General features: G+C 70.5%; 26 protein-coding genes. 14 read left to right on the forward strand and 12 right to left on the reverse strand.

The annotated features are described in order from the left end of the window. Positions 1–1,278, reverse strand: coding sequence for an ammonium transporter (locus EDF46_RS02280; RefSeq protein WP_123504647.1), 1,278 nt, complete (start codon positions 1,276–1,278; stop codon positions 1–3). A 216-nt stretch (positions 1,279–1,494) separates the two neighbouring features. Next, a complete protein-coding gene (zapE, locus tag EDF46_RS02285; RefSeq protein WP_123504648.1) occupies positions 1,495–2,502 on the reverse strand; it encodes a cell division protein ZapE in 1,008 nt (335 codons plus the stop codon). A gap of 184 nt (positions 2,503–2,686) precedes the next feature. Here zapE and EDF46_RS02290 point away from each other — a divergent pair, with 184 nt between their 5' ends. Genes EDF46_RS02290 through EDF46_RS02300 form a run of 3 tightly spaced genes read left to right on the forward strand, consistent with a single transcriptional unit; the run spans position 2,687 to position 4,844 of the window. After that, on the forward strand, positions 2,687–3,604 hold the full coding sequence (locus EDF46_RS02290) for a sulfurtransferase (RefSeq protein WP_123504649.1): 918 nt from the start codon (positions 2,687–2,689) through the stop codon (positions 3,602–3,604). A 14-nt stretch (positions 3,605–3,618) separates the two neighbouring features. After that, positions 3,619–4,071 carry a SufE family protein gene (locus tag EDF46_RS02295; protein ID WP_233579762.1) on the forward strand — a complete coding sequence of 151 codons (453 nt, stop codon included), beginning with the start codon at positions 3,619–3,621 and terminating at the stop codon, positions 4,069–4,071. Further along, positions 4,068–4,844 carry a dihydrofolate reductase family protein gene (locus tag EDF46_RS02300; RefSeq protein ID WP_123504651.1) on the forward strand — a complete coding sequence of 259 codons (777 nt, stop codon included), beginning with the start codon at positions 4,068–4,070 and terminating at the stop codon, positions 4,842–4,844. Before EDF46_RS02295 ends, EDF46_RS02300 begins: the two co-directional genes overlap by 4 nt. On the opposite strand, the gene EDF46_RS02305 is transcribed toward EDF46_RS02300, so the two are convergent. Further along, positions 4,744–6,042 (reverse strand): S9 family peptidase, encoded by a 1,299-nt coding sequence (locus tag EDF46_RS02305; protein WP_123504652.1) that lies wholly within the window; start codon positions 6,040–6,042, stop codon positions 4,744–4,746. The two genes, EDF46_RS02300 and EDF46_RS02305, sit on opposite strands and share 101 nt — an antisense overlap. 127 nt (positions 6,043–6,169) lie before the next feature. Here EDF46_RS02305 and EDF46_RS02310 point away from each other — a divergent pair, with 127 nt between their 5' ends. The 4 genes from EDF46_RS02310 to EDF46_RS02325 all read left to right on the forward strand — a co-directional run bounded on the left by EDF46_RS02310 (position 6,170) and on the right by EDF46_RS02325 (position 11,448). After that, a complete protein-coding gene (locus EDF46_RS02310) occupies positions 6,170–6,736 on the forward strand; it encodes a DUF3000 domain-containing protein (RefSeq protein ID WP_233579763.1) in 567 nt (188 codons plus the stop codon). After that, entirely contained in the window at positions 6,726–8,051 is a 1,326-nt protein-coding gene (locus EDF46_RS02315) for an HRDC domain-containing protein (RefSeq protein ID WP_370454036.1), read from the forward strand. Before EDF46_RS02310 ends, EDF46_RS02315 begins: the two co-directional genes overlap by 11 nt. Positions 8,052–8,122: 71 nt before the next feature. Then, positions 8,123–9,328 (forward strand): thiolase family protein, encoded by a 1,206-nt coding sequence (locus tag EDF46_RS02320; RefSeq protein ID WP_123504654.1) that lies wholly within the window; start codon positions 8,123–8,125, stop codon positions 9,326–9,328. Beyond that, positions 9,325–11,448 carry a 3-hydroxyacyl-CoA dehydrogenase NAD-binding domain-containing protein gene (locus EDF46_RS02325; RefSeq protein ID WP_123504655.1) on the forward strand — a complete coding sequence of 708 codons (2,124 nt, stop codon included), beginning with the start codon at positions 9,325–9,327 and terminating at the stop codon, positions 11,446–11,448. Before EDF46_RS02320 ends, EDF46_RS02325 begins: the two co-directional genes overlap by 4 nt. A gap of 117 nt (positions 11,449–11,565) precedes the next feature. On the opposite strand, the gene dxs is transcribed toward EDF46_RS02325, so the two are convergent. The 5 genes from dxs to dut form a co-directional block, all read right to left on the reverse strand. Continuing rightward, complete coding sequence (dxs, locus tag EDF46_RS02330; RefSeq protein WP_123504656.1) at positions 11,566–13,494, reverse strand: 1-deoxy-D-xylulose-5-phosphate synthase; 1,929 nt, start codon at positions 13,492–13,494, stop codon at positions 11,566–11,568. Between the two features lie 121 nt (positions 13,495–13,615). Next, positions 13,616–16,438 carry an aconitate hydratase AcnA gene (gene acnA, locus EDF46_RS02335; RefSeq protein WP_123504657.1) on the reverse strand — a complete coding sequence of 941 codons (2,823 nt, stop codon included), beginning with the start codon at positions 16,436–16,438 and terminating at the stop codon, positions 13,616–13,618. Positions 16,439–16,671: 233 nt separating this feature from the next. After that, positions 16,672–17,394 carry a DUF3159 domain-containing protein gene (locus tag EDF46_RS02340; protein ID WP_123504658.1) on the reverse strand — a complete coding sequence of 241 codons (723 nt, stop codon included), beginning with the start codon at positions 17,392–17,394 and terminating at the stop codon, positions 16,672–16,674. 4 nt (positions 17,395–17,398) lie between these two features. Next, positions 17,399–18,133, reverse strand: a complete 735-nt coding sequence (locus EDF46_RS02345) for a DUF3710 domain-containing protein (protein ID WP_123504659.1) — start codon at positions 18,131–18,133, stop codon at positions 17,399–17,401. Then, positions 18,133–18,663 (reverse strand): dUTP diphosphatase, encoded by a 531-nt coding sequence (gene dut, locus EDF46_RS02350; RefSeq protein WP_123504660.1) that lies wholly within the window; start codon positions 18,661–18,663, stop codon positions 18,133–18,135. The genes EDF46_RS02345 and dut overlap by 1 nt, the downstream gene beginning before the upstream one ends. 38 nt (positions 18,664–18,701) lie before the next feature. Here dut and EDF46_RS02355 point away from each other — a divergent pair, with 38 nt between their 5' ends. Continuing rightward, a complete protein-coding gene (locus EDF46_RS02355; protein WP_123504661.1) occupies positions 18,702–19,157 on the forward strand; it encodes a DUF3093 domain-containing protein in 456 nt (151 codons plus the stop codon). Here the strand turns inward: EDF46_RS02355 and EDF46_RS02360 are convergent. Then, positions 19,132–19,425, reverse strand: coding sequence for a DUF4193 domain-containing protein (locus EDF46_RS02360; RefSeq protein ID WP_123504662.1), 294 nt, complete (start codon positions 19,423–19,425; stop codon positions 19,132–19,134). The two genes, EDF46_RS02355 and EDF46_RS02360, sit on opposite strands and share 26 nt — an antisense overlap. A gap of 226 nt (positions 19,426–19,651) precedes the next feature. Here EDF46_RS02360 and sepH point away from each other — a divergent pair, with 226 nt between their 5' ends. Next, positions 19,652–20,896 (forward strand): septation protein SepH, encoded by a 1,245-nt coding sequence (gene sepH / locus EDF46_RS02365; protein ID WP_158614134.1) that lies wholly within the window; start codon positions 19,652–19,654, stop codon positions 20,894–20,896. Between the two features lie 128 nt (positions 20,897–21,024). Here sepH and EDF46_RS18820 read toward each other — a convergent pair whose 3' ends face one another. Next, a complete protein-coding gene (locus EDF46_RS18820; RefSeq protein WP_255410930.1) occupies positions 21,025–21,147 on the reverse strand; it encodes a hypothetical protein in 123 nt (40 codons plus the stop codon). Continuing rightward, positions 21,144–21,710 carry a hypothetical protein gene (locus EDF46_RS02370; protein WP_123504664.1) on the reverse strand — a complete coding sequence of 189 codons (567 nt, stop codon included), beginning with the start codon at positions 21,708–21,710 and terminating at the stop codon, positions 21,144–21,146. Before EDF46_RS02370 ends, EDF46_RS18820 begins: the two co-directional genes overlap by 4 nt. An 86-nt stretch (positions 21,711–21,796) precedes the next feature. Between EDF46_RS02370 and EDF46_RS02375 the strand changes: the two genes are divergently transcribed. The 5 genes from EDF46_RS02375 to EDF46_RS02395 all read left to right on the forward strand — a co-directional run bounded on the left by EDF46_RS02375 (position 21,797) and on the right by EDF46_RS02395 (position 24,111). Beyond that, complete coding sequence (locus EDF46_RS02375; protein ID WP_123504665.1) at positions 21,797–22,000, forward strand: hypothetical protein; 204 nt, start codon at positions 21,797–21,799, stop codon at positions 21,998–22,000. A gap of 137 nt (positions 22,001–22,137) precedes the next feature. Continuing rightward, positions 22,138–22,842 carry an alpha/beta hydrolase gene (locus EDF46_RS02380; RefSeq protein WP_123504666.1) on the forward strand — a complete coding sequence of 235 codons (705 nt, stop codon included), beginning with the start codon at positions 22,138–22,140 and terminating at the stop codon, positions 22,840–22,842. Between the two features lie 98 nt (positions 22,843–22,940). Continuing rightward, the gene (locus EDF46_RS02385; protein WP_123504667.1) at positions 22,941–23,249 is read left to right on the forward strand and encodes a helix-turn-helix domain-containing protein; all 309 of its coding nucleotides are present in this window, start codon (positions 22,941–22,943) and stop codon (positions 23,247–23,249) included. Between the two features lie 148 nt (positions 23,250–23,397). Then, positions 23,398–23,826, forward strand: a complete 429-nt coding sequence (locus EDF46_RS02390; RefSeq protein WP_123504668.1) for an ASCH domain-containing protein — start codon at positions 23,398–23,400, stop codon at positions 23,824–23,826. Between the two features lie 9 nt (positions 23,827–23,835). Further along, the gene (locus tag EDF46_RS02395; protein WP_123504669.1) at positions 23,836–24,111 is read left to right on the forward strand and encodes a hypothetical protein; all 276 of its coding nucleotides are present in this window, start codon (positions 23,836–23,838) and stop codon (positions 24,109–24,111) included. A gap of 56 nt (positions 24,112–24,167) precedes the next feature. On the opposite strand, the gene EDF46_RS02400 is transcribed toward EDF46_RS02395, so the two are convergent. Continuing rightward, positions 24,168–25,295: an alkaline phosphatase family protein gene (locus tag EDF46_RS02400; protein WP_199738175.1), complete on the reverse strand. Its 1,128-nt coding sequence runs from the start codon at positions 25,293–25,295 to the stop codon at positions 24,168–24,170. Positions 25,296–25,320: the final 25 nt, after the last annotated feature.

A 25,320-nucleotide genomic window follows, 5' to 3' on the forward strand; every position in this document is an offset into this window, starting at 1 on the left:
TCAGACCTTCTCGTCGATGAGGACGTAGCCCTCTTCGCCGTGGACGGCGGTGTCGATGCCGGCCACCTCGTCTTCGTTGGTGACGCGGAAGCCCATCGTCTTCTCGATGATGAGGCCGATCACGTAGGCGAGGACGAACGAGTAGACCATGACGACGACGGCCGCGAGAGCCTGCACGCCGAGCTGGTGGAAGCCGCCGCCGAAGAAGAGGCCCACGTTGTCCTTGGCGAAGAAGCCGATGTACAGGGTTCCGACGAGACCGCCGACGAGGTGGACGCCCACGACGTCGAGCGAGTCGTCGAAGCCGAGCTTGAACTTGAGGTCGATGGCGATGGCGCAGACGGCGCCGGTGATGATGCCGAGCACGATCGCCCAGAACGGGGTCAGGGCGGCGCAGGCCGGCGTGATCGCGACGAGGCCGGCGACGGCACCCGAGGCGGCTCCGACCGAGGTGGCCTTGCCGTCCTTGATCTTCTCGATGATGAGCCAGCCGAGCACTGCCGCTGCAGGAGCCGCGAGCGTGTTGACGAAGGCGAGCGACGCGGTGCCGTCAGCGGCGAGCTCCGAGCCGGCGTTGAAGCCGAACCAGCCGAACCAGAGGAGGCCGGCGCCCAGCATCACGAAGGGAGGGTTGTGCGGCTTGTAGGCGCCCTTGGCGAAGCCGACGCGGCGGCCGAGGACGAGGGCCAGCGCGAGACCGGCCGAGCCGGCGTTGATGTGGACCGCGGTGCCACCGGCGAAGTCGATGAGGCCGAGGCTGGCGAGCCAGCCGCCGTCCACGACCGAGCCGTCTTTGCCGAGAGCGAAGTTGAAGACCCACGAGGCGACCGGGAAGTAGACCACCGTGGCCCAGACGCCGGCGAAGACCATCCACGCACCGAACTTGGCGCGGTCGGCGATCGCGCCCGAGATGAGGGCGACCGTGATGATCGCGAAGGTGGCCTGGAAGGCGGCGAAGGCGAGCTGCGGGTACGCGCCCTCCTGCCCGATCAGCGAGTTGAGGCCGAACATCGCCGGGTCGAAGCCGAGGAAGCCGTCGATTCCGATGAACGTGTCGGTTCCGGCGGAGCCGGTCGGGCCGTTCGAGAAGGCGATGGAGTAGCCGTACAGGACCCAGAGGACGGCGATGAGGCCGATCGCACCGAAGCTGAGCATCATCATGCTGATGACGCTCTTGGCCTTGACGAGTCCACCGTAGAAGAAGGCCAGGCCGGGGGTCATGAGCAGGACCATGGCGGCCGTGACTAGGATGAAGGCGGTATTGCCTTGGTCGAGCATGTGGTGTCACCTCTCAGTTATGCAGTGCAGGGTTCCCGGACTGCGCGACGCTGGGAGTGCAGGGGCGACGCCAGTGCTGACTCGGGATGCAGTCATCCTGGCGGCCACACGTTTCGGTTCGTGCGCGTGCATGTTTCGCCGATGTAACACGATTCGGCCTTTTGTAAACAACACGTTTCGGCAGTCTGGTGATGAGGCCGGAGCGACCCGTGATTTCTACAGCAGAGTGAGCGCCACGAGCCGCGACATCGCCCGGAGGTACTTCTTGCGGTAGCCGCCGGCGAGCATGTCGGCACCGAAGACCTCGTCGAGCGGGATGCCCGAGGCCCGCACGGCGACCTGCGCGTCGTACAGGCGGTCGACGAACGCGACGAACCGCAGGGCCTGCGTCTGGTCGTGCAGCGGCCCCACGTTCCGCAGCACGACGGTGTCGAGGCCGTCGATGAGCTTCACGTACTTGGAGGGGTGCACGGTCGCGAGGTGCTCGATGACGGCGTCGAACTCGTCGGCGGAGACCGGCCCGGTCGCGGCTGCGACAGCTGCAGACAGGTCGTCGGCGACGACCGCATGGGCCTCGACCTCGCGCCTCCGGTAGTCGGTGCCGTCGATGCGCAGGGTGCGGAACCGGCCCGAGAGCGCCTGGATCTCGCGCAGGAAGTCGGACGCCGCGAAGCGGCCCTCCCCCAGTGCGTTCGGCGGGGTGTTCGATGTCGCGGCCATGCGCGAGCCGCCGTCGGCGAGCTCGCCGAGCAGCCGGGTCATGATCATGGTGTCGCCCGGGTCGTCGAGCTCGAACTCGTCGATGCAGATGAGCGCGGCGCCCGACAGCTGCGTGATGGCGCCCTGGTAGCCGACGGCGCCGACGAGGGCGGTGTACTCGATGAAGGTGCCGAAGTACTTCGTTCCGTCGGTGCGGTGCCACAGCGCCGCGAGGAGGTGGGTCTTGCCGACGCCGAAGCCGCCGTCGAGGTAGAGGCCCGGCAGAGGTCGGGCTGCGTTCCTGCGCGTGAACAGTCGACGGGTGGGCGCCGGGGCCGCAGCGAACGACCGGACGGCCTCGACGGCCTCGGCCTGCGAGGGGTAGGCGGGGTCGGGCCGGTAGTTCTCGAGCGACGCCCCGTCGAACTGGCGCGGCGGCACCAGGTGGGCGACGATCTCGGCGGACGTGATGGTCGGGGTGCGCGTGACGAGCGACTCGGTGGTCTGCGTGCTCTCGTCGGCCATGCAGGGGTGCCTCTCGGTGAGTCAGGCGCCGGAGTGCGGGGCGTCCTGTGTGTGTCGCGGTCTTCGGTATGTCAGAGTCGTACGGGCCCGATGCGGCATATCGGCAGCGCGCCTAGCGTTGAGATCCTACGCCGCCAGGCACAGAGAGCACGTGTCGCCGAGAGGCGACGACAGGAGGAGTTTCATGTCAGTCGAAGTCGATCCCGCACCGAAGTTCAGCGAGTACGCGCATCCCGAGCGCCTCGTGTCGACCGAGTGGCTCGCGGAGCACCTCGGCGAACCGGGCCTCGTCGTCGTGGAGTCGGACGAAGACGTCCTGCTCTACGAGACCGGCCACATCCCCGGCAGCGTCAAGCTCGACTGGCACACCGACCTCAACGACCCCGTGCAGCGCGACTACGTCTCGGCCGAGCGCTTCGCCGAGCTGCTCAGCGAGCGGGGCATCGCTCCCGACACGACCATCGTGATCTACGGCGACAAGAACAACTGGTGGGCCGCCTACGCCCTCTGGGTCTTCACCCTGTTCGGCCACGCCGACGTGCGCCTTCTGGACGGCGGCCGCGCGAAGTGGGAGGCCGAGGGCCGCGACTACACGCTCGACCAGCCGGAGGTCGCGGCGGCCGAGTACCCGGTGCCGGTCCGCGACGACTCGGTCGTCCGCGCGTTCAAAGACGATGTGCTCGCCCACTTCGGCAGCCCCCTCATCGACGTCCGCTCGCCCGAGGAGTACGATGGCTCGCGCACGACCGCGCCGGCCTACCCGGAGGAGGGGGCCCTGCGCGCCGGTCACATCCCGAGCGCCCAGAACGTGCCGTGGGGCAAGGCCGCGGCCGACGACGGCACCTTCCGCTCGGTCGCCGAGCTCGACGCCATCTACCGCGACGGCGCCGGCCTGCAGACCGGCGACGACGTCATCGCCTACTGCCGCATCGGCGAGCGGTCGAGTCACACCTGGTTCGTGCTGCACCACCTGCTCGGCTTCGAGAACGTCCGCAACTACGACGGGTCGTGGACCGAGTGGGGCTCCGCCGTGCGCGTGCCGATCGTCACGGGCGCCGAGCCCGGCGAGGCGCCGGCGGCGGTCGGCGTCTCGGCCCGATGAGCGAGGCTGACGCGGTGAGCGACGCGGAACCCGGGGCGGCTCTGCCCGAGGCGCTGGCCGAGATCCAGCGCGACTTCCTCGACCTGGGTGTGAAAGACCGCCTGCAGCTGCTGCTCGAGTTCTCGAACGAGCTGCCCGAGCTCCCGCAGCGCTACGCCGACCATCCCGACCTTCTCGAGCAGGTCGTCGAGTGCCAGTCGCCGGTGTTCATCTTCACCGAGGTGGAGGGGGGCCGCGTGCGCCTGCACGCGACGGCTCCGCGCGAGTCGCCGACCACCCGCGGATTCGCTTCGATCATCGCCCAGGGCCTCGATGGGCTCACGGTCGAGGAGGCCCTCGCGGTGCCCGACGACTATCCGCAGACGATCGGCCTCGTCGAGGCGGTGAGCCCTCTGCGCATCCGCGGCATGACCGCGCTGCTCGGCCGGGCCAAGCGGCAGATCCGCGAGCGGGCCGCGGCCCAGTGATCCTCCGGCTCCTGCACCGGTCGCGCGAGGCCGGCCCCGACGTGCCCACGAGCCTCGAGGTCGGCTGCGACGAGACGCAGGAGATCTTGAAGGAGTGGTACCGCCCGCCGGCCGACACGTGGCTGCGGATCAACCTGATCGCGGCGGTCTCGGGTGACGCGGCCGGCGTCGACGGCACGAGCGACTCGCTCTCCAACCCGGCCGACCGCTCGATCCTGCGGGCGATCCGCGACGTCGCCGACGCGGTCGTCGTCGGCGCGGCCAGCGTCCGCGCCGAGGGCTACCGGGTGCCCCTCACCGCCAAGCTCGTCGTGGTCACGAGCTCAGGAGACCTCAGCGGCCACCGCATCGCCCCCGAGCGCGCCGATCGCGTCGTCGTGATCTGCCCCGCTGCGGCTCTCGATCGCGTGCACGAATCGCTCGGGCGTCCGCTGCGAGAGCTGGCGACCGTGCTGGTGTGCCCGGATGTCGCCGGCCGTCTTGCGCCGGCCGACATCGTCGAGGCGCTCCGGGGCGTCGGGCTCAGGTCGCTCGTCTGCGAGGGCGGCCCGTCGCTGGCCGGGCAGTTCCTGCACGATTCGCTCGTCGACGAGCTCTGCCTCTCGACCTCGCCCATCGTCATCGGCAGCGGCCTGCCGGTGTTCGGGACGGAGCGCTTCGACGCGTCGGCGCTCAGCCTCGATCAGCTGCTGATCGACGACCTCTCGTCGCTGTACGCCCGCTGGAAGGTGCTGCCGAACTCCGCGCCGGGAGAGCCCGCAGCCAGCCTCTGATCCGCTGGTCGAAGCGCTCGGGGTCGACGTTCCACAGCTTGGTGTGCCGGGCGACGGAGTAGCTCTCGATGTCGACGAGGTCGGGTCGGGCTTCGGCCAGCGCCCGGCTCGCGGTCGACGGGACGAAGCCGTCGTCGTCGCTGTGCAGCAGCAGGATCGGCGCGGTCAGCTTCGTCGCGCCGAGCACGAGGTCGAGGGCGTCGAAGTCGATGGGCGTCGACTGGCCGGTGATCGTCGACAGGCGCGCCCCGCCGAGAATCCTGAAGACGGCCCGCTGCACCGACCGCGGCAGGTGCAGGTGGTCGCCCTGGTAGGTGAGCACCGTGCGCCAGTCGACGACCGGCGACTCCAGCACCAGGCCGTCGATCAGGCCGCGGTGCTTCGAGCGGAGCGCGGTCTGCAGCACCAGAGCGCCGCCCATCGACCAGCCCATCAGCACGACGCTCGTCGCCCCGTGCTCGACGGCGTAGTCGACCGCGGCCTCGACATCGGCCCACTCGGTGAGTCCGAGGCCGTACCGGTGGTCGTCGGAATGCGGTGCCTCGCCGTCGTTGCGGTACGAGACGACGAGCGTGGCGTAGCCCTCTTCTCGGAACGCAGGAACTCCGCGCAGCGTCTCCGCCCTCACCACGCCGCGCCCGTGCACGACGACCGCCCACCGGTCGGACATCTCGTCGTGCGTCGGGACGGCGTCGACGGGCGGCACCAGCCAGGCCGGGGCGGGCCCGATCGGCGTGGCGATCTCGACGTCGGTGAAGGGCAGGCCGAGGTCGGCCGGCCGACGGTAGTACCAGCCGAGGAATCCGCCGCGGCGCGCCTTCGACAGGTCTCCCTCGTCGACGGCCTCGATGTGGCGCACCACGATGCGGCCGTCGTCGCTGATGACGTCGCCGAGGCGGGCGTAGCCGCGGCCGTCGTCGAAGTGGAAGCCGTAGCGGCCCGGAAGCCGGGTGTCGGGTGTCGACTCAAGCGAGACCGTCGCCGACCCGCGGTCGACGGCGACGACGCGGAGCCGCTCGTGGTGCGACTTCGCCGGGGTGACGACGAAGCGGGCGACCGCGTAGGCGAGGCCCGCGAAGCCCGCGACGGCGGCGACGGCGGCGCCCCCGGCCGAGATGGCGGCGATGGTGCCGACCAGGCGGGCGACGGGCTTCGGGGCGCGGCGGACGGCTTCGGAGTGGTGGACGTCAGGCGTCATGAGGGTCCCTTGGTCGGTCACGCCATCGGGCACCGCATCGGCGTGCCTCTGGCCGCGGGTTCGCTTGCGAGCCTAGTCTTCCTACGTGTCCGATACTCCCTCAGGTGCTCCGATTCTCAGCGGACCCGTGCCTTTCCGCACGGCCGTCGAGGCCATCCGAGCGCTCGAGTCGCGCGACGACCTGGTCGTCACCGAGATCCCCGCGCCGCAGGGCCTCGCGCCCCACGCGTTCGCGCTGGCCGCCGACGTCGTCGGCGTCCGCGGCGTCGCCGACCCGGAGCTCGGCACCGGCCGGTTCATCGTGCTGTACGACGACGAAGAGCCGGAGCCCTGGGGCGGAACGTGGCGGGTCGTCTCGTTCGCGCAGGCCCCGCTCGAGACCGAGATCGGGCTCGACCCGTTCGTGGCCGACGTCGCATGGAGCTGGCTGATCGACTCGCTCGACGCCAGTGGCGCCGCCTACTCGTCGGCCTCGGGTACCGCCACGAAGATCCTCTCGAGCGGCTACGGCGAGCTCGCCCCTCAGGGCGACGGCGCGCTGCTCGAGCTCCGAGCCTCCTGGTCGCCCGGCGACGACGGCCTCGCGCCGCATGTCGCCGCCTGGGCCGATCTCATCTGCACCCTCGCCGGCCTCCCGCCGACGTCCGAAGGAGTCACCCTGCTCGCCTCACGAAGGGTCGGGCGTGACCAGTAGCAGCGCCGCCGACTCGACCGCACCCACCACTCCCGAGGCCGCCGAGGTCGTGGCCGGGGCGTCGTCGTCGGCCGCCGAGACCCTGGCCGCCGCCGTCCGCTCCGCCGACGACGACCACGCCTTCGTCGACGTCATCGACACCCGCGAGGCCTACCTCGCGGCCGTCGACGCCATCGCCGCCGGCACCGGTCCGATCTCGGTCGACGCCGAGCGGGCTTCGGGCTACCGCTACTCGCAGCGCGCGTACCTGATCCAGGTGTTCCGCCGCGGCTCGGGTGTCTTCCTCTTCGACCCGCCGGCTCTCGGCACGATGAGCGAGCTGGGCGAGGCGATCCGCGACGAGGAGTGGATCTTCCACGCCGCGAGCCAGGATCTGGCGTGCCTCCGCGAGGTCGGGATGGACCCGACCCGCATCTTCGACACCGAGCTCGGCGCGCGTCTGGCGGGTTTCGCGCGCGTCGGCCTGGGTGCTGTCGTCGAGGAGCTTCTCGGAATCCACCTCGCCAAGGAGCACTCGGCGGCCGACTGGTCGACCCGGCCGCTGCCGCAGAGCTGGCTCGTCTACGCCGCGCTCGATGTCGAGCTGCTCGTCGATCTCCGCGACGCCATGTACGCCGTGCTCGAAGAGCAGGAGAAGGTCGAGATCGCCGAGGAGGAGTTCCAGGCGACGCTCGAGCGCGAGGCGAAGCCGCCGCGGCAAGAGCCGTGGCGCCGTACGACGGGTCTCTCGACCCTCCGCGGCCAGCGCGCCCTCGGCCTCGTGCGCGATCTCTGGGAGGCCCGCGACGAGTACGCCCGCGAGGTCGACACCGCGCCGGGCCGCCTGCTTCCCGACTCGTCGATCATCGCCGCCGTCCGGGAGAACCCCGCGACTAAGCGCGAGCTCGGTGCCCTGAAGTCGTTCGTCGGGCGTGCCAGCCGCTCCGAGCTCGCCCGCTGGTGGGACGCGCTCGAGCGCGGCCGCGCCAGCTCCGACCTGCCGTCGCTGCGCGGACCGAGCACCGACACGCTGCCCCCGCCCCGCTCCTGGGCCGATCGCGCGCCCGAGGCCGACGCCCGCTACAAGGCGGCGCGCCCGCGGATGCAGCACATGTCGGACGCCATGTCGATTCCGGTCGAGAACCTGCTGACTCCCGACCACCTGCGCCGTGTCGCGTGGGACGCCCCGGCTGTCGTTGATGTCGCCCACATCTCGGAGGCCCTCCGCCAGGCGGGGGCGCGCGAGTGGCAGATCTCGGCCACCGCCCCGACCATCACTCAGGCGTTTGTCGAGGCTCACCAATCGCTCGCGGACGGCGGCCCAGCGGCTTCGTAGCAACCCGCAAAGGATGCCCAGCCCACAGGTGTCGCTCCTAAGATCCAGAGAGATCGAACTCAGGAGGCAATGTGGCCGAGAGAACAGAAGTCGTCTTCGTCGACGGGGTCCGCACCCCGTTCGGGCGCGCAGGCGACAAGGGCATGTACTGGCAGACGCGAGCGGACGACCTCGTCGTCAAGGCGATGAAGGGGCTGCTGGGTCGCAATCCCGGGCTCGATCCCGCCGACATCGACGACGTGGCCATCGCCGCGACGACGCAGACCGGCGACCAGGGTCTCACCCTGGGCCGGACGACTGCTCTGCTGGCCGGACTCCCCCGCAGCGTGCCCGGCTACGCCATCGACCGCATGTGCGCCGGCGCCATGACCAGCGTCACCTCCGTCGCCGGTGCGATCGCGTTCGGCGCCTATGACTTCGCCCTCGCCGGCGGCGTCGAGCACATGGGCCGGCACCCGATGGGGTTCGACGCCGACCCGAATCCGCGGTTCGTGGCCGAGCGCCTCGTCAGCGGCGAGGCCCTCAACATGGGCAACACGGCCGAGCGCATCCACGACCGGTTCCCGAACCTCACCAAGGAGCGCTCCGACCACTACGCACTCCGGTCGCAGCAGAAGCTCGCGGCCGCCTACGTCGATGAGCACATCCAGCCCGACCTGGTCTCGGTCGCGATCCGCACCGCCGAGGGCTGGGGGCTCGCCGACCGCGATGAAGCGCCGCGCCCCGAGACGACGATGGAGGGTCTCGCCGCGCTCCGTACGCCGTTCCGCCCGCACGGCCGCGTCACAGCGGGCAACTCCTCCGGCCTGAACGATGGAGCCACGGTCTCGCTGATCGCGTCCGAAGACGCCGCAGTGCGCGCCGGGCTTGCACCCAAGATGCGCCTGGTCAGCTTCGCCTTCGCGGGCGTCGAGCCCGAGATCATGGGCATCGGCCCCGTCCCGTCCACCGAGAAGGCCCTCCGCAAGGCCGGCCTCTCCATCGACGACATCGGCCTCTTCGAGCTCAACGAGGCGTTCGCCGTGCAGGTGCTGTCGCTCCTCGACCACTTCGGCATCGACGACGACGACCCGCGGGTGAACCCGTGGGGCGGCGCGATCGCCGTCGGGCACCCGCTGGCCTCGTCGGGCGTGCGCCTGATGATCCAGCTCGCCCGTCAGTTCGAGCTGCACCCCGAGGTCCGCTACGGTCTGACCGCCATGTGCGTCGGCCTCGGCCAGGGCGGCAGCGTCATCTGGGAGAACCCGCACTTTGACGGCCGGAAGGGAACGAAATGAGCGTCGACACCGCACAGCTGCTCGAGATGTCGCAGGACGAGGTGGTGACTCACTCGTACGTGAACGACGTGCGCCTTCCCTCGGGCGGGACCCTCGCCCTGGTGACCCTCGACAACGACCGCGACCACCGTCGCCCGCCGACGCTCGGCCCGGTCACGCTCGTCGAGCTCTCGGTCACGCTCGACCGCCTCCGCGAGCGGGCGGCGGCCGGCGAGATCCAGGCCATCGCGGTCACGGGCAAGCCGTACTTCCTCGCGGCCGGCGCCGACCTGTCGAAGGTCGGCCAGATCCCGTCGCGCGAGGCCGGCCGCCAGATGGCGCAGCTCGGCCACGAGGCGCTGGGCAAGCTGCACGACGCGGGCGTGCCCACGTTCGTCTTCATCAACGGCCTCGCCCTCGGCGGCGGCCTGGAGATCGCCCTCAACGCCGACTACCGCACCGTCGACTCGACCGCTCCGGCCCTCGCGTTCCCCGAGGTGTTCCTGGGGATCATCCCGGGCTGGGGCGGGGCCTGGCTGCTGCCGAACCTCATCGGCATCGAGAACGCGCTGAACGTGATCGTCTCGAACCCGCTGAAGAACAATCGCACGTTGAAGGCCGCGGAGGCCTACGAGCTCGGGATCGCCGACGCGATGTTCGGATCGGCGTCCTTCCTCGAGGACAGCATCGCCTGGGCCGACGGCGTCGTGAGCGGTCGCATCGCGGTGAAGCGCCCGCACGCTCCCGGCAAGGTGGAGCGCGCACTCAAGTGGGACGCCGCGATCAGCATCGCCCGCAAGACGCTCGAGAAGCGCATCGGCACAGTCGCCAAGTCGCCGTACGCCGCTCTCGAGCTGCTCGCCGGGGCCAAGAAGGCGACGCGCGAAGAGGGGTTCCGGGCGGAGGACGAAGCTCTCGCCGACCTCGTGTCGGGCGACCAGTTCCGGGCGTCCATCTACGCCTTCGACCTGGTCCAGAAGCGGGCCAAGCGCCCGGCCGGCGCGCCGTCGCCCGACCTCGCCCGGAAGATCACCAAGGTCGGCATCGTCGGCGCGGGCCTCATGGCCTCGCAGTTCGCCCTGCTGTTCGTCCGCAAGCTGAAAGTGCCGGTGGTCATCACCGACATCGACCAGGAGCGCGTCACCCGCGGCGTCGACGGCATCCGCGCCTCGATCGACGAGATGCAGGCGAAGGGCCGCGTCTCGCCCGACGAGTCGAACCGGCTGAAGGCGCTCATCTCGGGCACCACCGACCTGGCCGACTTCGCCGACTGCGACTGGGTGATCGAGGCCGTCTTCGAAGAGCTCGGCGTCAAGCAGGATGTCTTCTCGCGCGTCGAGAAGGTCGTCGGCGAGGAGTGCGTGCTGGCCACCAACACCTCGTCGCTCTCGGTGACGGCCATCGGCTCGGTTCTCTCGAACCCGTCGCGCCTCGTGGGGTTCCACTTCTTCAACCCGGTGGCCGTGATGCCGCTGGTCGAGGTGGTGAACACCGAAGCGACCGACGACGAGACCCTCGCGACCGCCATGGTCGTGGCGAAGACGCTGGGCAAGAGCGCCGTCATCACGGCCGACGCCCCCGGGTTCGTCGTCAACCGCGTGCTCGCGAAGCTGCTCGGCGAGGCGATGCACGCGGTCGAGACAGGCACCCCGTTCGAGGTCGTCGACCGGGCCACGGCGCCGTTCGGCCTTCCCATGACGCCGTTCGAGCTGCTCGAGCTCGTCGGACTCACCGTCGGCGCCCACGTGCTCGACACGCACCACGCCGCGTTCCCCGATCGGTTCTTCGAGAGCGAGGCGCTGCACCGGCTCGCCGACTACGGTCACATCTTCTCGCGAGACGCCAAGGGCAACCGGACCGGGTTCGACAGGCGCGCGGTCGAGATCGTGGGCGGCTCCGGCACGGCGATGACGCAGGCCGAGCTGCAGCAGCGCATCGAGGACGGCCTCGCCGACGAGATCGGCCGCATGCTCGACGACGGTGTCGTCGCGGCGGCGGAGGACGTCGACCTCTGCCTGATCCTCGGCGCGGGCTGGCCGTTCCAGATGGGCGGTGTGACGCCGTACCTCGACCGGGTCGGGGCATCCGATCGCGTACGCGGCCGCAGGTTCCACGAGCCGGCGATCGTCGGCGTCGCCTAGCCGCCCGCCGGACCCTCCCGCTCGGCCTCTCCGTCAGTCCGCAGACTGTCGGAGAGGCCGACCGGGAGGGTTCTGCCCTGTCAGGAGTCAGGCGCGCCAGACGAGCAGGCCTACCGCCTACTCGCGCGTGCGGCTCGCCGGCTCGCCCTCGCGCCGGGCCACGGGCAGCTTCGAGCCGAGGACCATAGCGGTCACGTCGCGCGCGACGGCCTGAGCCGTGAGCCCGGCGGCCGCGAAGATCTCGGAGCGCGAGGCATGGTCGATGAACTCGTCGGGGAGGCCGAGCTCGGTCACGGCGGTGTCGACGTCGGCAGCCCGCAGGTCTTGCCGCACCCTCGTGCCGATGCCGCCGACGCGCACGCCGTCTTCGATCGTCACGACCAGACGGTGCTCGGCGGCGAGCTCGATGATCGACGCAGGAACGGGCACCACCCACCGCGGGTCGACGACGGTCGCCCCGATGCCCTGATCGGCCAACCGCTCGGCGACGTCGAGGCCGAGTCGCGCCATCGGACCCACCGCCATGATGAGCACGTCGGGCCGGTCGCCGCGGGCCAGCACCTCGACGCCGTCGTGGAGCCGTTCGAGCGCCGGGATGTCCGTGCCCACCTCGCCCTTCGGGAACCGCACCACCGTGGGTCCGTCGTCGACCGTCACGGCCTCCCGCAGCTCCTCCCGGAGGCGGGTGGCGTCGCGGGGTGCGGCGATGCGGATGCCGGGGACGACCTGGAGGATCGCCAGGTCCCAGATGCCGTGGTGGCTCGGTCCGTCGGGGCCGGTGACTCCGGAGCGGTCGAGCACGAACGTGACGCCGGCCTTGTGCAGACCGACGTCCATCAGCACCTGGTCGAAGGCGCGGTTGATGAAGGTGGCGTAGAGCGCCACGACGGGGTGCAGGCCTCCGTAGGCGAGGCCGGCCGCCGAGGCGACCGCGTGCTGCTCGGCGATGCCCACGTCGAGCACGCGCTGGGGGTACTTCTCCGCCATGCGGTGCAGGCCGACGGGGCGGAGCATGGCGGCGGTGATGCCCACGATCCTGCGATCGTGATCTGCGATCGAGACGATCTCGTCGGCGAAGGTGCTGGTCCAGCCGGGCGCGCTCGACGGGTCGAGCGCCTCGCCGGTCTCGGGGTCGATGTGGCCCACGGCGTGGAACTGGTCGGCGGCGTCTTGAAGGGCCGGCTCGAAGCCGCGGCCCTTCTGCGTGATCGCGTGCACGATGACCGGAGCGCCGTAGTTCTTGGCCTGCTCGAGCGCCTCCTCCATCGCGGCCTGGTCGTGCCCGTCGACCGGCCCGATGTACTTGATGTCGAGGTTCGAGTAGAGCGCCTCGTTGTTCGTGAAGCGGCTCAGGAAGCCGTGGAGGCCTCCCCGGACGCCGCGGTAGAACGCGCGGGCCGGCGAGCCCAGGTGGTCGAAGGCGGCACGCGACGTGACGTGCATCTCGCGGTAGGCCTGAGCCGTGCGCACCGAGTTCAGGAACCGCGCCATGCCGCCGATGGTCGGCGCGTACGAGCGCCCGTTGTCGTTGACGACGATGATCAGGCGACGCGTGTTGTCGTCGCTGATGTTGTTCAGGGCCTCCCACGTCATGCCGCCGGTCAGGGCGCCGTCGCCGACGACCGCGACGACGTGGCGGTCGCCGTGGCCGGTGAGGGTGAAACCGCGCGAGAGTCCGTCGGCCCAGGAGAGCGACGACGACGCATGCGACGACTCGACGATGTCGTGCACGGACTCGCTGCGCTGCGGATAGCCGGCGAGGCCGCCCTTGAGGCGCAGGTTCGAGAAGTCCTGTCGCCCGGTGACGAGCTTGTGGACGTACGACTGGTGGCCGGTGTCGAAGACGATCGCGTCTTTCGGGGAGTCGAAGACGCGGTGGAGGGCGAGGGTCAGCTCGACCACTCCGAGGTTCGGGCCGAGGTGGCCGCCCGTCTTCGAGACCTCGGTCACGAGGAACTTCCTGATCTCGGCAGCCAGGGTGAGCATCTGCTCGTGGCTGAGTCCGTCGAGATCGCGGGGACCGTGGATGGTCTCGAGAAGGCTCATGGTGCTCGCTTTCCGTGACCCGGGTACGTCGGCCACGTCTGAAGTTTAGGCGTCGAGGCCTGTTAAAGGACGAACGCCCCGCACCCCGATACGAGGGGTGCAGGGCGATCGCTCGAGAGGACTACACCAGAGAACGCAGGACGTACTGGAGGATCCCGCCGTTGCGGTAGTAGTCGGCCTCACCGGGGGTGTCGATGCGGACGACGGCGTCGAACTCGACGGTCTGCTTGCCCGCAGGCGAGTGCTCCGTCGGCTCGGCGGTCACGTGGACCGTCTTCGGCGTCGTGCCGTCGTTCAGCTCGGTGAGCCCGGCGATGCTGATCGACTCGGTGCCGTCGAGGCCGAGGGAGTCCCAGGTCTCGCCCGCGGGGAACTGCAGCGGGACGACGCCCATGCCGATGAGGTTGGAGCGGTGGATCCGCTCGAAGCTCTCCGTGATGACCGCCTTGACCCCGAGCAGCGAGGTGCCCTTGGCCGCCCAGTCGCGCGACGAGCCGGAGCCGTACTCCTTGCCGGCCAGGACGACGAGCGGGGTGCCCTCGGCCTGGTAGTTGGCGCTGGCGTCGTAGATGAACGACTGCGGGGCGTCGGGCTTCGTGAAGTCGCGCGTGTAGCCGCCCTCGACGCCGTCGAGGAGCTGGTTGCGCAGGCGGATGTTCGCGAACGTTCCGCGGATCATGACCTCGTGGTTGCCTCGGCGCGAGCCGTAGCTGTTGAAGTCCTTGCGCTCGACCCCGTGCTCGGCGAGGTAGCGGCCGGCCGGGCTGTCGACCTTGATGGTCGAGGCGGGGCTGATGTGGTCGGTGGTGACCGAGTCGCCGAGCTTGGCGAGCACGCGGGCGCCCGAGATGTCGGTGACCGGGGTCGTCTCGATCGTCATGCCCTCGAAGTACGGGGGCTTGCGCACGTAGGTCGACTCGTCGCTCCACTCGAAGGTCGAGCCCTCGGGGGTCGGGAGTCCGCGCCAGCGCTCGTCGCCGTCGAAGACGCCGGCGTACTCGTGCGTGAACATGCCGGTGTCGATCGACTCGTCGATCGTCTTCTGCACCTCGGAGGCCTCGGGCCAGATGTCGCGGAGGTAGACGTCGGCGCCCGACTCGTCGACTCCCAGAGCATCGGTCTCGAAGTCGAAGTTCATCGAGCCGGCGAGGGCGTAGGCGATGACCAGCGGCGGAGAGGCCAGGTAGTTCATCTTGACGTCGGGGTTGATGCGGCCCTCGAAGTTGCGGTTGCCCGAGAGGACGGCCGTGACGGCGAGGTCGTTGTCTTGCACCGCGGTCGAGATCTCGTCGAGCAGCGGTCCGGAGTTGCCGATGCAGGTGGTGCAGCCGTAGCCGACCGTGTAGAAGCCCAGGTCTTCGAGGTAGGCGGTGAGCCCGGCCTTCTCGTAGTAGTCGGTGACGACCTTCGAGCCGGGAGCGAGCGTGGTCTTGACCCACGGCTTGGCCTTGAGGCCCTTCTGGCTGGCGTTGCGGGCCAGGAGGCCGGCGGCCAGCATGACCGAGGGGTTGGACGTGTTCGTGCAGCTCGTGATCGCCGCGATGGCGACGGCGCCGTGGTCGAGCGTGAACTCCGAGCCGTCAGACAGGGTGACCGGCGACGGCTTCGACGCGTGCGACGGCGTGGCCGAGGCGGCATGGGTGTGGGAGTGCTCGTGAGCCGAGGTCTCGTCTTGGGCGGTGAGACCGACAGGATCGGACGCCGGGAACGTCGCCTCGACGGCCTCGTCGACGCCCGAGTGCTCCTCGGCGTCGGCGTAGTTGCCGAGGTCGACCTCGAACTGGCTCTTGGCCTGCGAGAGCTCGATCCTGTCCTGGGGGCGCTTCGGCCCGGCGATCGACGGGACGACAGTGGCGAGGTCGAGCTCGAGGTACTCGCTGTAGCTCGGCTCGACAGACGGGTCGTGCCAGAGGCTCTGCGTCTTCGCGTACGCCTCGACGAGGGCGACCTGCTCGTCGCTGCGGCCGGTGAGGCGCAGGTAGTCGAGGGTCACGTCGTCGATAGGGAACATGGCGGCGGTCGAGCCGAACTCGGGGCTCATGTTGCCGATGGTGGCGCGGTTGGCCAGCGGCACCGCGCCGACGCCCTCGCCGTAGAACTCGACGAACTTGCCGACGACGCCGTGCTTGCGCAGCATCTGGGTGATCGTGAGCACGACGTCGGTCGCGGTGACGCCGGTCGGGATCACGCCGGACAGCTTGAATCCGACGACCTTGGGGATCAGCATCGACACGGGCTGGCCGAGCATCGCGGCCTCGGCCTCGATGCCGCCGACGCCCCAGCCGAGCACGCCCAGGCCGTTGACCATCGTGGTGTGCGAGTCGGTGCCGACGAGGGTGTCGGGGTAGGCGCGCAGCACGCCGTCGACTGTGCGCGTGTAGGTCACTTGCGCCAGGTACTCGATGTTGACCTGGTGCACGATGCCCGTTCCGGGCGGCACGACCTTGAAGTCCTCGAACGCGGTCTGGCCCCAGCGCAAGAACTGGTACCGCTCGCCGTTGCGCTCGTACTCGAGCTCGACGTTGCGCTCGAGGGCGTTCTCGGAGCCGAACAGGTCGGCGATGACCGAGTGGTCGATGACCAGCTCGGCCGGCGAGAGCGGGTTGATCTTGGTGGGGTCGCCGCCGAGGTCGGCCATCGCCTCGCGCATGGTGGCGAGGTCGACGATGCACGGCACGCCGGTGAAGTCCTGCATGACCACGCGGGCCGGCGTGAACTGGATCTCGGTGTCGGGCTCGGACTCGGGCACCCACGACCCGAGGGCCTTGATCTGCGACTCGGTCACGTTCGCGCCGTCTTCGGTGCGAAGCAGGTTCTCGAGCAGGACCTTGAGGCTGAAGGGCAGCTTGTCGAAGCCCGGTACCGCGTCGATGCGGTAGACCTCGTACGTCTTCTCACCGACGGTGAGAGTGCTCTTCGAGCCGAAACTGTTTACGTCTGACACGTGCCGTCTCCCTTGCGCTGACTGGCCTCATCATCCCGGCGAAACGAACCGCTTCACCAGCAAGGCCAGCCTAAGTCCGCGGCGCCCAGCAGGGCCGCCCGCGTCGATTTATCTTGATGTCGAGATAAATCTAGCACTGTCGCTGCGGTTCGGGCTCGCGACTCTCCCCGGTCGGGGCTTCTCGGCGGCGAGAACCCCCGACCTGGGCAGATGGCGCAGGAACTGCGCGCCGGCTACGACGCAGCAGCCTCGTCGGCGGCGCGCGCGGCGTAGACCGTCCGCACCAGCAGCCACGTCACCCAGAGCATGGCCGCATAGAACGGCACGCCCAGGATGAGCTTCATGGCGCCGAGCAGCGACACGTCGTTCGCCAGGAAGAGCGGCACCTCGACGGCGAGGCGCACGGCGAAGAGCAGCACCCAGAGCCAGGTCGCCAGCGTGAGCACGCGTCGCTTGGCGCGGTCGGCTCGCCAGGCTCCGCCCTCGTTCGTGAGCAGGCCGACGACGATGCCGATGAGCGGCCAGCGCGCCGCGAGGCTGACGAGCAGCACGAACGCCGACACGGAGTTGATGACGATGCCCGGGAGGAAGTTGTCGACGGCGCGGCCCGAGAGCAGCGCGAGGGCGGCCGAGATGGCGATGCCCAGCAGGCCCGCGAACGCCTGGGGTACCGGACCCCGCTGCACGAGGCGGATCACGACGAACACCACTCCCACGGCGACGGGGAAGAGGACGGAGGGCAGGAGTTCCTGCGTCGCCGTGTAGATGACCAGGAACGCGAGACCGGGGAGGATCGACTCGACCAGGCCGCGGACTCCCCCGATCGCCGAGAGCAGGGCGTGGCCGGTGGGCACCTCGCCCGGAGCGACCTGGCCGATGCCGGCGCGCTGCGCGGCCGCGCGCAGCTGGGCCGAGAGGGAGGTGGCGGGCTCGTCGTCGCGGTGGGGATCGGTCACGGCGTCAGACGGTGGTCGTGCCCGCGTCGCCCGGGGTCGACTTCGGCATGTGCAGCGGAATCAGGTCGCGCGGGGGCATGGGCTCGGTGCCGCGCACGACGACGACGCTGCGGAACAGCTCCTCGATCTTCTCGGCGGCCTCGGGGTCGACGGTGGCGTCGCCGGCGATGACGCCGCGCAGGAACCAGCGCGGACCGTCGACACCGACGAAGCGCGCCAGGCGCGAGGTCTGGCCGGCGGTCGCCTCGGCGCCGGCGGCGACGGGGATCTCAGCCCGGATCTCGGGGCCGAACGGGCCGTCGACCTCGCTGGTCGTGCCGCCCTGCTTGCGGATCTGGTCGGCGATCTGGTCGCGGATCTCGTGCCAGAGGCCGGTCGAGCGCGGCGCGGCGAAGGGCTGCACCTGCAGCGTCGACTTGGCGAAGTCGAGACCGACGGCGACGACGCGCTTGGAGCCCTCTTCGACTTCGAGGCGGAGGTGCAGGCCCTCGCGCGGCACGATCTTGACGCCGCCCAGGTCGACGTAGGGGCGCACCGGGTTGGCCTCGGTCTCGTCGAGCGGGCCCTCTTCGGCACGGTCGGCGGGCGCGGACTTGTCGTCGAAGACGAGAGAGGTCTCGGCCTCTTCGGCCTCGACCAGCTCGACCGCGTCGTCGTCGCTCGCGATCTCGACGGCGTCGACCTCGACCGACTCGACGGCCTCTGCTTCTGCGGCTTCGCGCCGGGACTTTCTGCTCATCAGTTGCCTTCTGTCGGGGCGCCCTCGGCGGGCGCGGTTGTCGAGGTGCCGGTCGATGCGGCTGCTGGAGGGGTGGACGCGGCGAAGGCCGTCGTGCCGGTCGAGCCGAAGCCGCCCGCGCCGCGGTCGCTCTCGGGGAGCGTCTCGACGGGTACGAAGGCGGCGCGCACGACGGGCATCACGATCAGCTGGGCGATGCGGTCGCCGACCCCGACCTCGAACGCGGTGCGGGGATCGGTGTTCAGCAGGGTCACCTTGATCTCGCCGCGGTAGCCCGCATCGACGGTGCCCGGGGAGTTCACGACGGTGATGCCGTGCTTGGCGGCGAGACCCGAGCGCGGCACGACGAATGCGACGTGGCCCTCGGGGAGGGCGATCGAGACGCCGGTCGAGACGAGTGCGCGCTCACCGGGCTCGAGCGTGAGGCTCTCGCGACTGGTCAGGTCGGCGCCGGCGTCGCCGGGGTGCGCGTACGAGGGTGCGTCCGCCTCGCCCAGCGGGGCGAACGGGACATCGAGTGGCTGAGGCACGTGTCGAGGGTAGTGCAGAAGTCTGGTCGAATAGTCCTATGACCTCGTACCGCGAACGCCTCTCTCCCCCGCCGCAAGTCTTCCTCGCCCTGCTGATGGTCGTGCCCGCGAGCGTGCTGGTGTTCCTGCCCATCAATGTGCCGGTCGGCTGGGCTGTCGGCGTCGGGCTGTTCGCCGTCTTCGGCCTGATGCTCTGGTTCGGGTCGCCCGTGCTGACTGTCGACGACGAGGGGTTCCGCGCCGGGCGGGCGATCCTCTACCCGGGAGAGATAGGAGAGGCCGCCGCGTTCTCCGGAGAGGATGCGACGGCCCAACGGGGAACGCGGCTCGATGCCCGCGCCTGGACGCTGTTTCGGGGCTGGGTCAAGCCGGTGCTCAAGATCGATCTGACCGACCCGGACGACCCGGCGCCCTACTGGCTCGTCTCGACTCGCCACCCGACTCGGCTGTCCGCGGCGATCGACGGGATCAGGCCGCGCACTCCAGGCAGATAGGCCCGAGCTTGGTCTCGTGGTCGAGCTGCGAGCGGTGCTTGACCAGGAAGCACTCGACGCAGGTGAACTCGTCGACCTGCGGGGGCAGCACGACGACGTCGAGGTCGAGATCGCTGAGATCCTGCCCGGCGAGTTCGAAGTTTCCGGGATTGTCGGCGTCGTCGACGTCGACCACACCCGACATCGAGTCGGGAACCCGCTCTTTCAGCGCCTCGATCGACTCGGAATCGTCGTCGGTCTTGCGAGGTGCGTCGTAGTCGGTGGCCATGCCACTCCAGTTCTGTCTCAGTCCTGCTGCGAATATCCGGCCGTGTGCCGAAATCGGCGGCCACAGTTTGCATCAGATGAATGTCGATGGCAAACCCGCCGGAGGGCCTCGTCGACCGCCCGAAGCCGCACGACCACAACTTGCGGCACGCCCGCGTTATTCCCCGGATCAGCGCCCCTGCCGTGGCATCCTGAGCGCTAATCGCGAAGGCGAAAGGCGGGACACCATGCAAGATCTGCGAGTCGTCGGAGTCGAGAGCGGCGCACTGCTCGTCGCGACCGATGCCGGGAGCGAATTCCGCCTGCCCGTGACCGGTTCGCTGCAGTCGCAGCTCCGCCAGGCCGACCCCGACCAGACCCCCGTGAAGCACCGGGTGTCCCCGCGCGAGATCCAGGCGAGCATCCGCGCCGGCCGCACCGCTGAACAGGTCTCCGCCGACACCGGCGCCGAGATCGGCTACGTCCGGCGCTTCGAGGGGCCCGTGCTCGACGAGCGCGCGTTCCTGCTCGAGTCGGCGCGTGCCGTCCCGGTCAGCGTCGCCGGAGTCGGCGCCTCCGAGTCGGCTCGGTTCGGAGCCGTCATCGACTCCCGCCTCGACGAGGCCGAGGCGACGGCGCGCGACTGGACCAGCTACAAAGACGCCGAGGGCTGGATCGTCCACGTCAGCTACACGACCAGCGAGGTCGAGCGCGACGCCTCCTGGCGGTTCGACCCGAAGAAGCAGGGGCTCGCCCCGCTCTCCGGCGACGCGCACACCCTCTCGCGCCAGGACGCCGACCACTCCTCCCTCGTGCCGCGGCTCCGAGCCGTGTCCGACTCCCCCGCTTCCCCCGCTTTCCCCGCAGGAACTGCCGCCCCGGCCGGATCGTCGAACCCCGACGACAGCGGTCGCTTCGACAGCGGCGCCTTCGAGGTGCAGCAGGAGCCCGCCCCCGCCGAGCCCGCCCCCACGAGCGCTCACGCCCGCGCCCGCGAGGGCTGGAGCGCCGCGTCGCTCGCAGCGATGAACCGTGCGCCTGAAGCCGAGAGCGCCCACAACCAGACCGCCGACCTCCTCGACGCGCTCCGCCGCCGCCGCGGAGAGCGCGAGGCGGCCCGCTTCGGTGACGACGACCCGCTGGCCGGCGCGAGGGCCGCGCACCCCTCCACCGGCGGCATCCGGGTGATCGACGTGCCGCTCGACGACTTCGACGAGACGCTCGGCGGATCAGCCGACGGCGCGGCCTCGAGCTCAGGTGTCACTCCCGAGGCCGAGGCGCCTCGCGTCACGAAGCCGCTCGCGACGCACCCGACGGCATCGCGCCGACCCGCGTCTGCGCCCGCCGACGAGCCGCGTGCGTCGGAGCCCCGTCCCTCCGAGTCGCGCGTGTCCGAGGCCCGCAAGGTGCCGCGCGCCCGCAAGGGCCGCGCGTCGATGCCGAGCTGGGACGAGATCGTGTTCGGCGCGCGCTCGGACGACGATCCGGCCTGACGCCGCACCACCACACCGGCCTCGGCACCACGATCAGGACTCCACACCACCGGGCCGCTGGCCGCACCACGATCAGGACTCCACACCACGATGATCTGCGGTGCCGAGTCCCGATCGTGGGCCGAAGGTCAGGCGGCCGCGCCGGCCAGCTGGGGCTCGTGGGAGGCGGCGCAGCGACGCAGGCCGACGCCGATCAGGACGACGACGAGGGACGGGCGGCGACGGGCAGTTCCTGCGCCCGGGGTCGTCATCGGTCGGCCGCCTGGAGGGCCGAGACGAGGGCGGCACCGTCGCGGACGTCGTAGAACCCGAGGGGCGACGGCGTGCCGAACAGGCCGTCCATGCCCGAGTTGACGGGCCACGGTGTGCGGTTGCCGGTGAAGAATCCGCCGGCGATTGGCTGGTTCCAGACGACGGAGACGTGCGCGCGGTCGGACGACCAGGTGACGGTGTGGTCGGGGCCGGGCAGGCGTGTCTGCCGGGTCGAGCGGCCGTCGCTCGACAGGGCGCGTCGGTCGGTGATCGCGTAGGTCGTCGTGCGCTTGCGGTGGGCCTTGACGAAGAAGCGTCCGACGATGAAGAAGAGGCCGATCAGGCAGAAGAGGCCGCCGAACACGAGGAAGAAGGGCGGAGCGCCGGACGCCGCCGCCTGAGCGGTCCAGAAGATCGCGAACCCTCCCCAGAGCAGGCTGAACGGAATCAGGAACACGTCAGAGCGAGCGAAGACTACAGACGGATCGCCGCGTCCCGACCAGAGCAGGCGTTCGCCGGGTTGGAGCTCGCCGCTGAGCCTGTCTTCGGGGATCACTGTCATCACGACACGCTAACGGAGGGGTCGTGAGCCGGGTTCAGGTTCGTACCCCCGGTGCTCACCGGTACTGTCGTCGAGAGGGGGATCTCATGGACTACACAGACTCGGGCCTAGCGCCCATCGGCTGGCTGACGCTCGCGTTGATCAACGCCGGGCTCGCCGAGAGCAAGAGCAGGTCGCGGTGGCGCTGGTTCGTGGCGTCGCTCTTCATCGGGCCCCTGGCGACGGCGCTCATCGTGGTGTGGCCGCGCGGCGCGGTCTCGCAGCGCAGCGAGTCGCGGCGGGGCGAGTAAGAGCAGTCCGTCGCGCGCTGGTGAGGACTCGGCACAGAGTCCTTCTCCTCTGTGGAGTCCCGAACGTGGTGCCGACCGCGCGACCGCCCTCAGCAGAGGCGCGCGCAGCAGGCCCGCTGCCTCCGTAGGGTCGACCCATGGAACTCCTCTTCGTGCACGGCGCCCTCGTCCGCGACGGCGACTGGTGGTGGCACCGCACCGCCGAGCTTCTCGCCGCCCGCACCGGAATCCGCAGCCGCGCGGTGGCCCTGCCGTCCTGTGGCGAGATCCCTGCCCGCGACGACGCGACCGGCCTGGCCGCTGACGCGGCGTCACTGACGCAGGAACTCGACGCCACCGCCGACACCGCCATCGTGGTGGGTCACTCCTACGGCGGCACCGTCATCGCCGAGGCCGGCGCGCATCCCGCCGTGGCGCACCTCCTCTACGTGTCGTCGTACCTCCCCGACGTCGGGATGTCTCAGGGCGCGATCATGGGCGGCGAGACCGACCCGGTGCAGATCCGCGACGCCGGCGACGGACGCCTGGCCGTCGACGGCTACGACGCCCGGTCGTTCGGGGCGCGCTTTCTTCAGGATGCCGACGCAGCGACTCAGGAGGACGGCTGGAGCCGGGTCACCGCTCAGGACGCCGGCGCGTTCCTGACTCCGACGACCGCAGCGGGCTGGCAGGGCGTCGACTCGACGTACCTCGTGTGCGCTGACGACCGCAGCACGTCCGTCGAGCTGCAGCGATTCCACGCCGCGCGGGCGACCCGGTCGGTCGAGCTCGCGACCGGGCACCACCCTTTCGTGACGCGGCCCGACCTGGTGGTGGCGCAGATCGAGGCGCTGCTGGGGTGAGGCGGGCGCGGGCTCCCGGTCGCATGTGCGGCGCGCGCCGCGTCTGCTGAGAGCGGACTGCCCGGCGCCCCGCGCCCTGCACCTGATTTACTCGCGACATGACGCCTCAGGACGACGCCCCCACCACCCGCAAGCCCGCCCTCTGGCGCGAGCTCGTCGGAGAGCAGCTCCGCGGCCGACGGGAGTCGCGCGACGAGTCGTTGCGATCGGTTGCCAAGCGCGCGGGCGTGTCGCCGCAGTACCTCTCGGAGGTGGAGCGCGGCATCAAAGAGCCGTCGAGCGAGATCCTGGCCGCCATCGGCGCATCGCTCGACGCCTCGCTGCTCGACCTGACGGCAGGCGTGGCGCGGCGGCTGCACGGCGACGCGGTGGCGGCGCGGCGCGGCGAGTACCGTCTGGCGGCGTGATCCTCACCTAAGGACGCAGTGCGCGCTCGCAAGGAACCACACCCTCTCGTGCACGCCCCGCAAGGATCGACCCCCGCCCAGCGCACGTTCGCGAGGACTCCCCGCCCGAACATCCTCGGCTAGCAATCACCGCTGATTGACTCGACCCATGCACCACGACCTCCCGCCCATCGAGTTCGCCTTCCCCGGTCCCCTCCGCGACAGCCTCCTCGCCGCGATCGCGTCGGGCGATAAGACGAGCACGAGCTCCCTGCTGCTTGAGTACGAGGTCGAGGGCGAGCCAGTTCCGGTCGCAGGAACTCGCGGCACCGCCATCGACTCCGACGGCCTCCCGCGCTTCGTGCTCGAAACGACCCGCGTCGATGTCGTGCGGCTCGGCGACGTGACGCTGGACCACGCGATCGCCGAGGGCGAGGGCTACGCATCGGTCGCCCAGTGGCGCGCCGGGCACGAGCGCTTCTGGACCTCCGAGCCGCTCCGAGCCGAGCTCGGCAGCGACTTCACCCTCGACGATTCGACGATGGTCGTGCTGGAGCGGTTCCACGTCATCGAGGCATCCTCAATGCTGAAGTCGTAGGGTCGAGCCATGCCCTCCCTGATCCAGCAGCGCATGGCGATCGACCGGCGTCGCAACTACGGTCTGTTCGCGCTGATCGGAGGCTTCGTCTTCCTGGTCCTGAGCCTCGGGGAGCTGATCGCGTCGGGTTCGTCACGGTGGTTCGCCTGGGCCTACCTGGCCATGGCCGTGTTCTGGATCGTGGTGGGCCTCCGCGAGCGGATCGTCGGCACGCGCCGTCTCGCCGCCTTCGAGGCCGAGCACGGCGTGGGCGCCGGCGTCCAGCAGTCTGTCCGCCGTCGCTGAGGCAGGCCCTCGCGACGACGAAGCGATGAGAGGGCCTCAGCGAACGACGCCGAACCTCACGCGAACGCCCCGAACCGCGCCAGCGGCACCTGCGTCTCCTCCGCCGTCCACGAGCCGTGCTGCCCGATCATCCCGCGGCCGCGCTCGTCGGCGGAGCGGTAGTAGGCGATGCCCTTCCGGGCTGCGACGAGCAGGTCGCCGATCCGCGGTGCCACCTCGGGTGCGACGTCGCCGAACCAGCCGGCGGCGATCGCGTCGTCGCGGGTGACGACCCACGAGCGGTCGTCCTCCGACTCATGCCAGGCCCCGACGAGCGTCGCCCGGTCGGACGGCGACAGGTCGGGCTCGAAGTGCAGCTGCAGGCACCGCGGCTCCCCCGCGACGTGGCGCACGCCGTCGACGAGCTCGGGCGAGCCGCCGAAGACGACGTGCTTGGACGGCTTCACGTCGAGCACGCCGTGGTCGGCCGTGACGACGACGGCCTGGTCTCGGCGCAGGCCCGCCACGAGCGTGCGCAGCTGCGAGTCGACGAGCTCGAGGGCGGCCGACCACTCCGGAGACTCCCACCCCGACCGGTGACCCGCCACGTCGAGTTCCGGCACGTAGAGATACGTCACAGAGGGCGCAGGAACTCCGAGCACCCGCGCCGCGGCGTCGAACCTCGCCTCCACCGAGTCGGCCGACGTGTACGTGGCACCGCGCAGCACCGCGTGCGTGAGTCCGGTGCGGGCGTACCGCGCCGGGCCCACCGCGTACGAGGCGACGCCCTCCGCCTTCAGCGTCTCGAAGACCGTCGGCACGCGCTGCCAGGTGAGGGGGTCGAGCCTGTCGTCCCAGCCCGAGAGCTGCTTGACGACCCGGTCGTGGGCGCCGTCGAGCACGCTGTAGCCGACGAGGCCGTGCTGGCCGGGGAGCGTGCCGGTGGTGATGGTCGCCAGCGACGCCGCGGTCGTCGTCGGGAAGCCCGAGAAGAACGGGGTGGACGCGGCGGCCAGCGTCCGCGCGTAGGCGGCTCGCTGCTTGAGTGCGGCGGCGCCGAGCCCGTCGACGATCACCACCACGATCTGCGTCGCCGCCGGGAAGCCGAGGGCGTTCGCCTCGCCGCGGAGCGCCGCGACACAGCTTGGGAGCACGTCGGCCAGGCTCCGGGTCGCGGGGTCTCGCGCCGGTACCATGGTCGTCATCCGGCCCAGTCTGGCACAGCCGCGG

Origin of the sequence: Frondihabitans sp. PhB188, assembly GCF_003752365.1 — a bacterium.
Taxonomy (GTDB): Bacteria; Actinomycetota; Actinomycetes; order Actinomycetales; family Microbacteriaceae; genus Frondihabitans.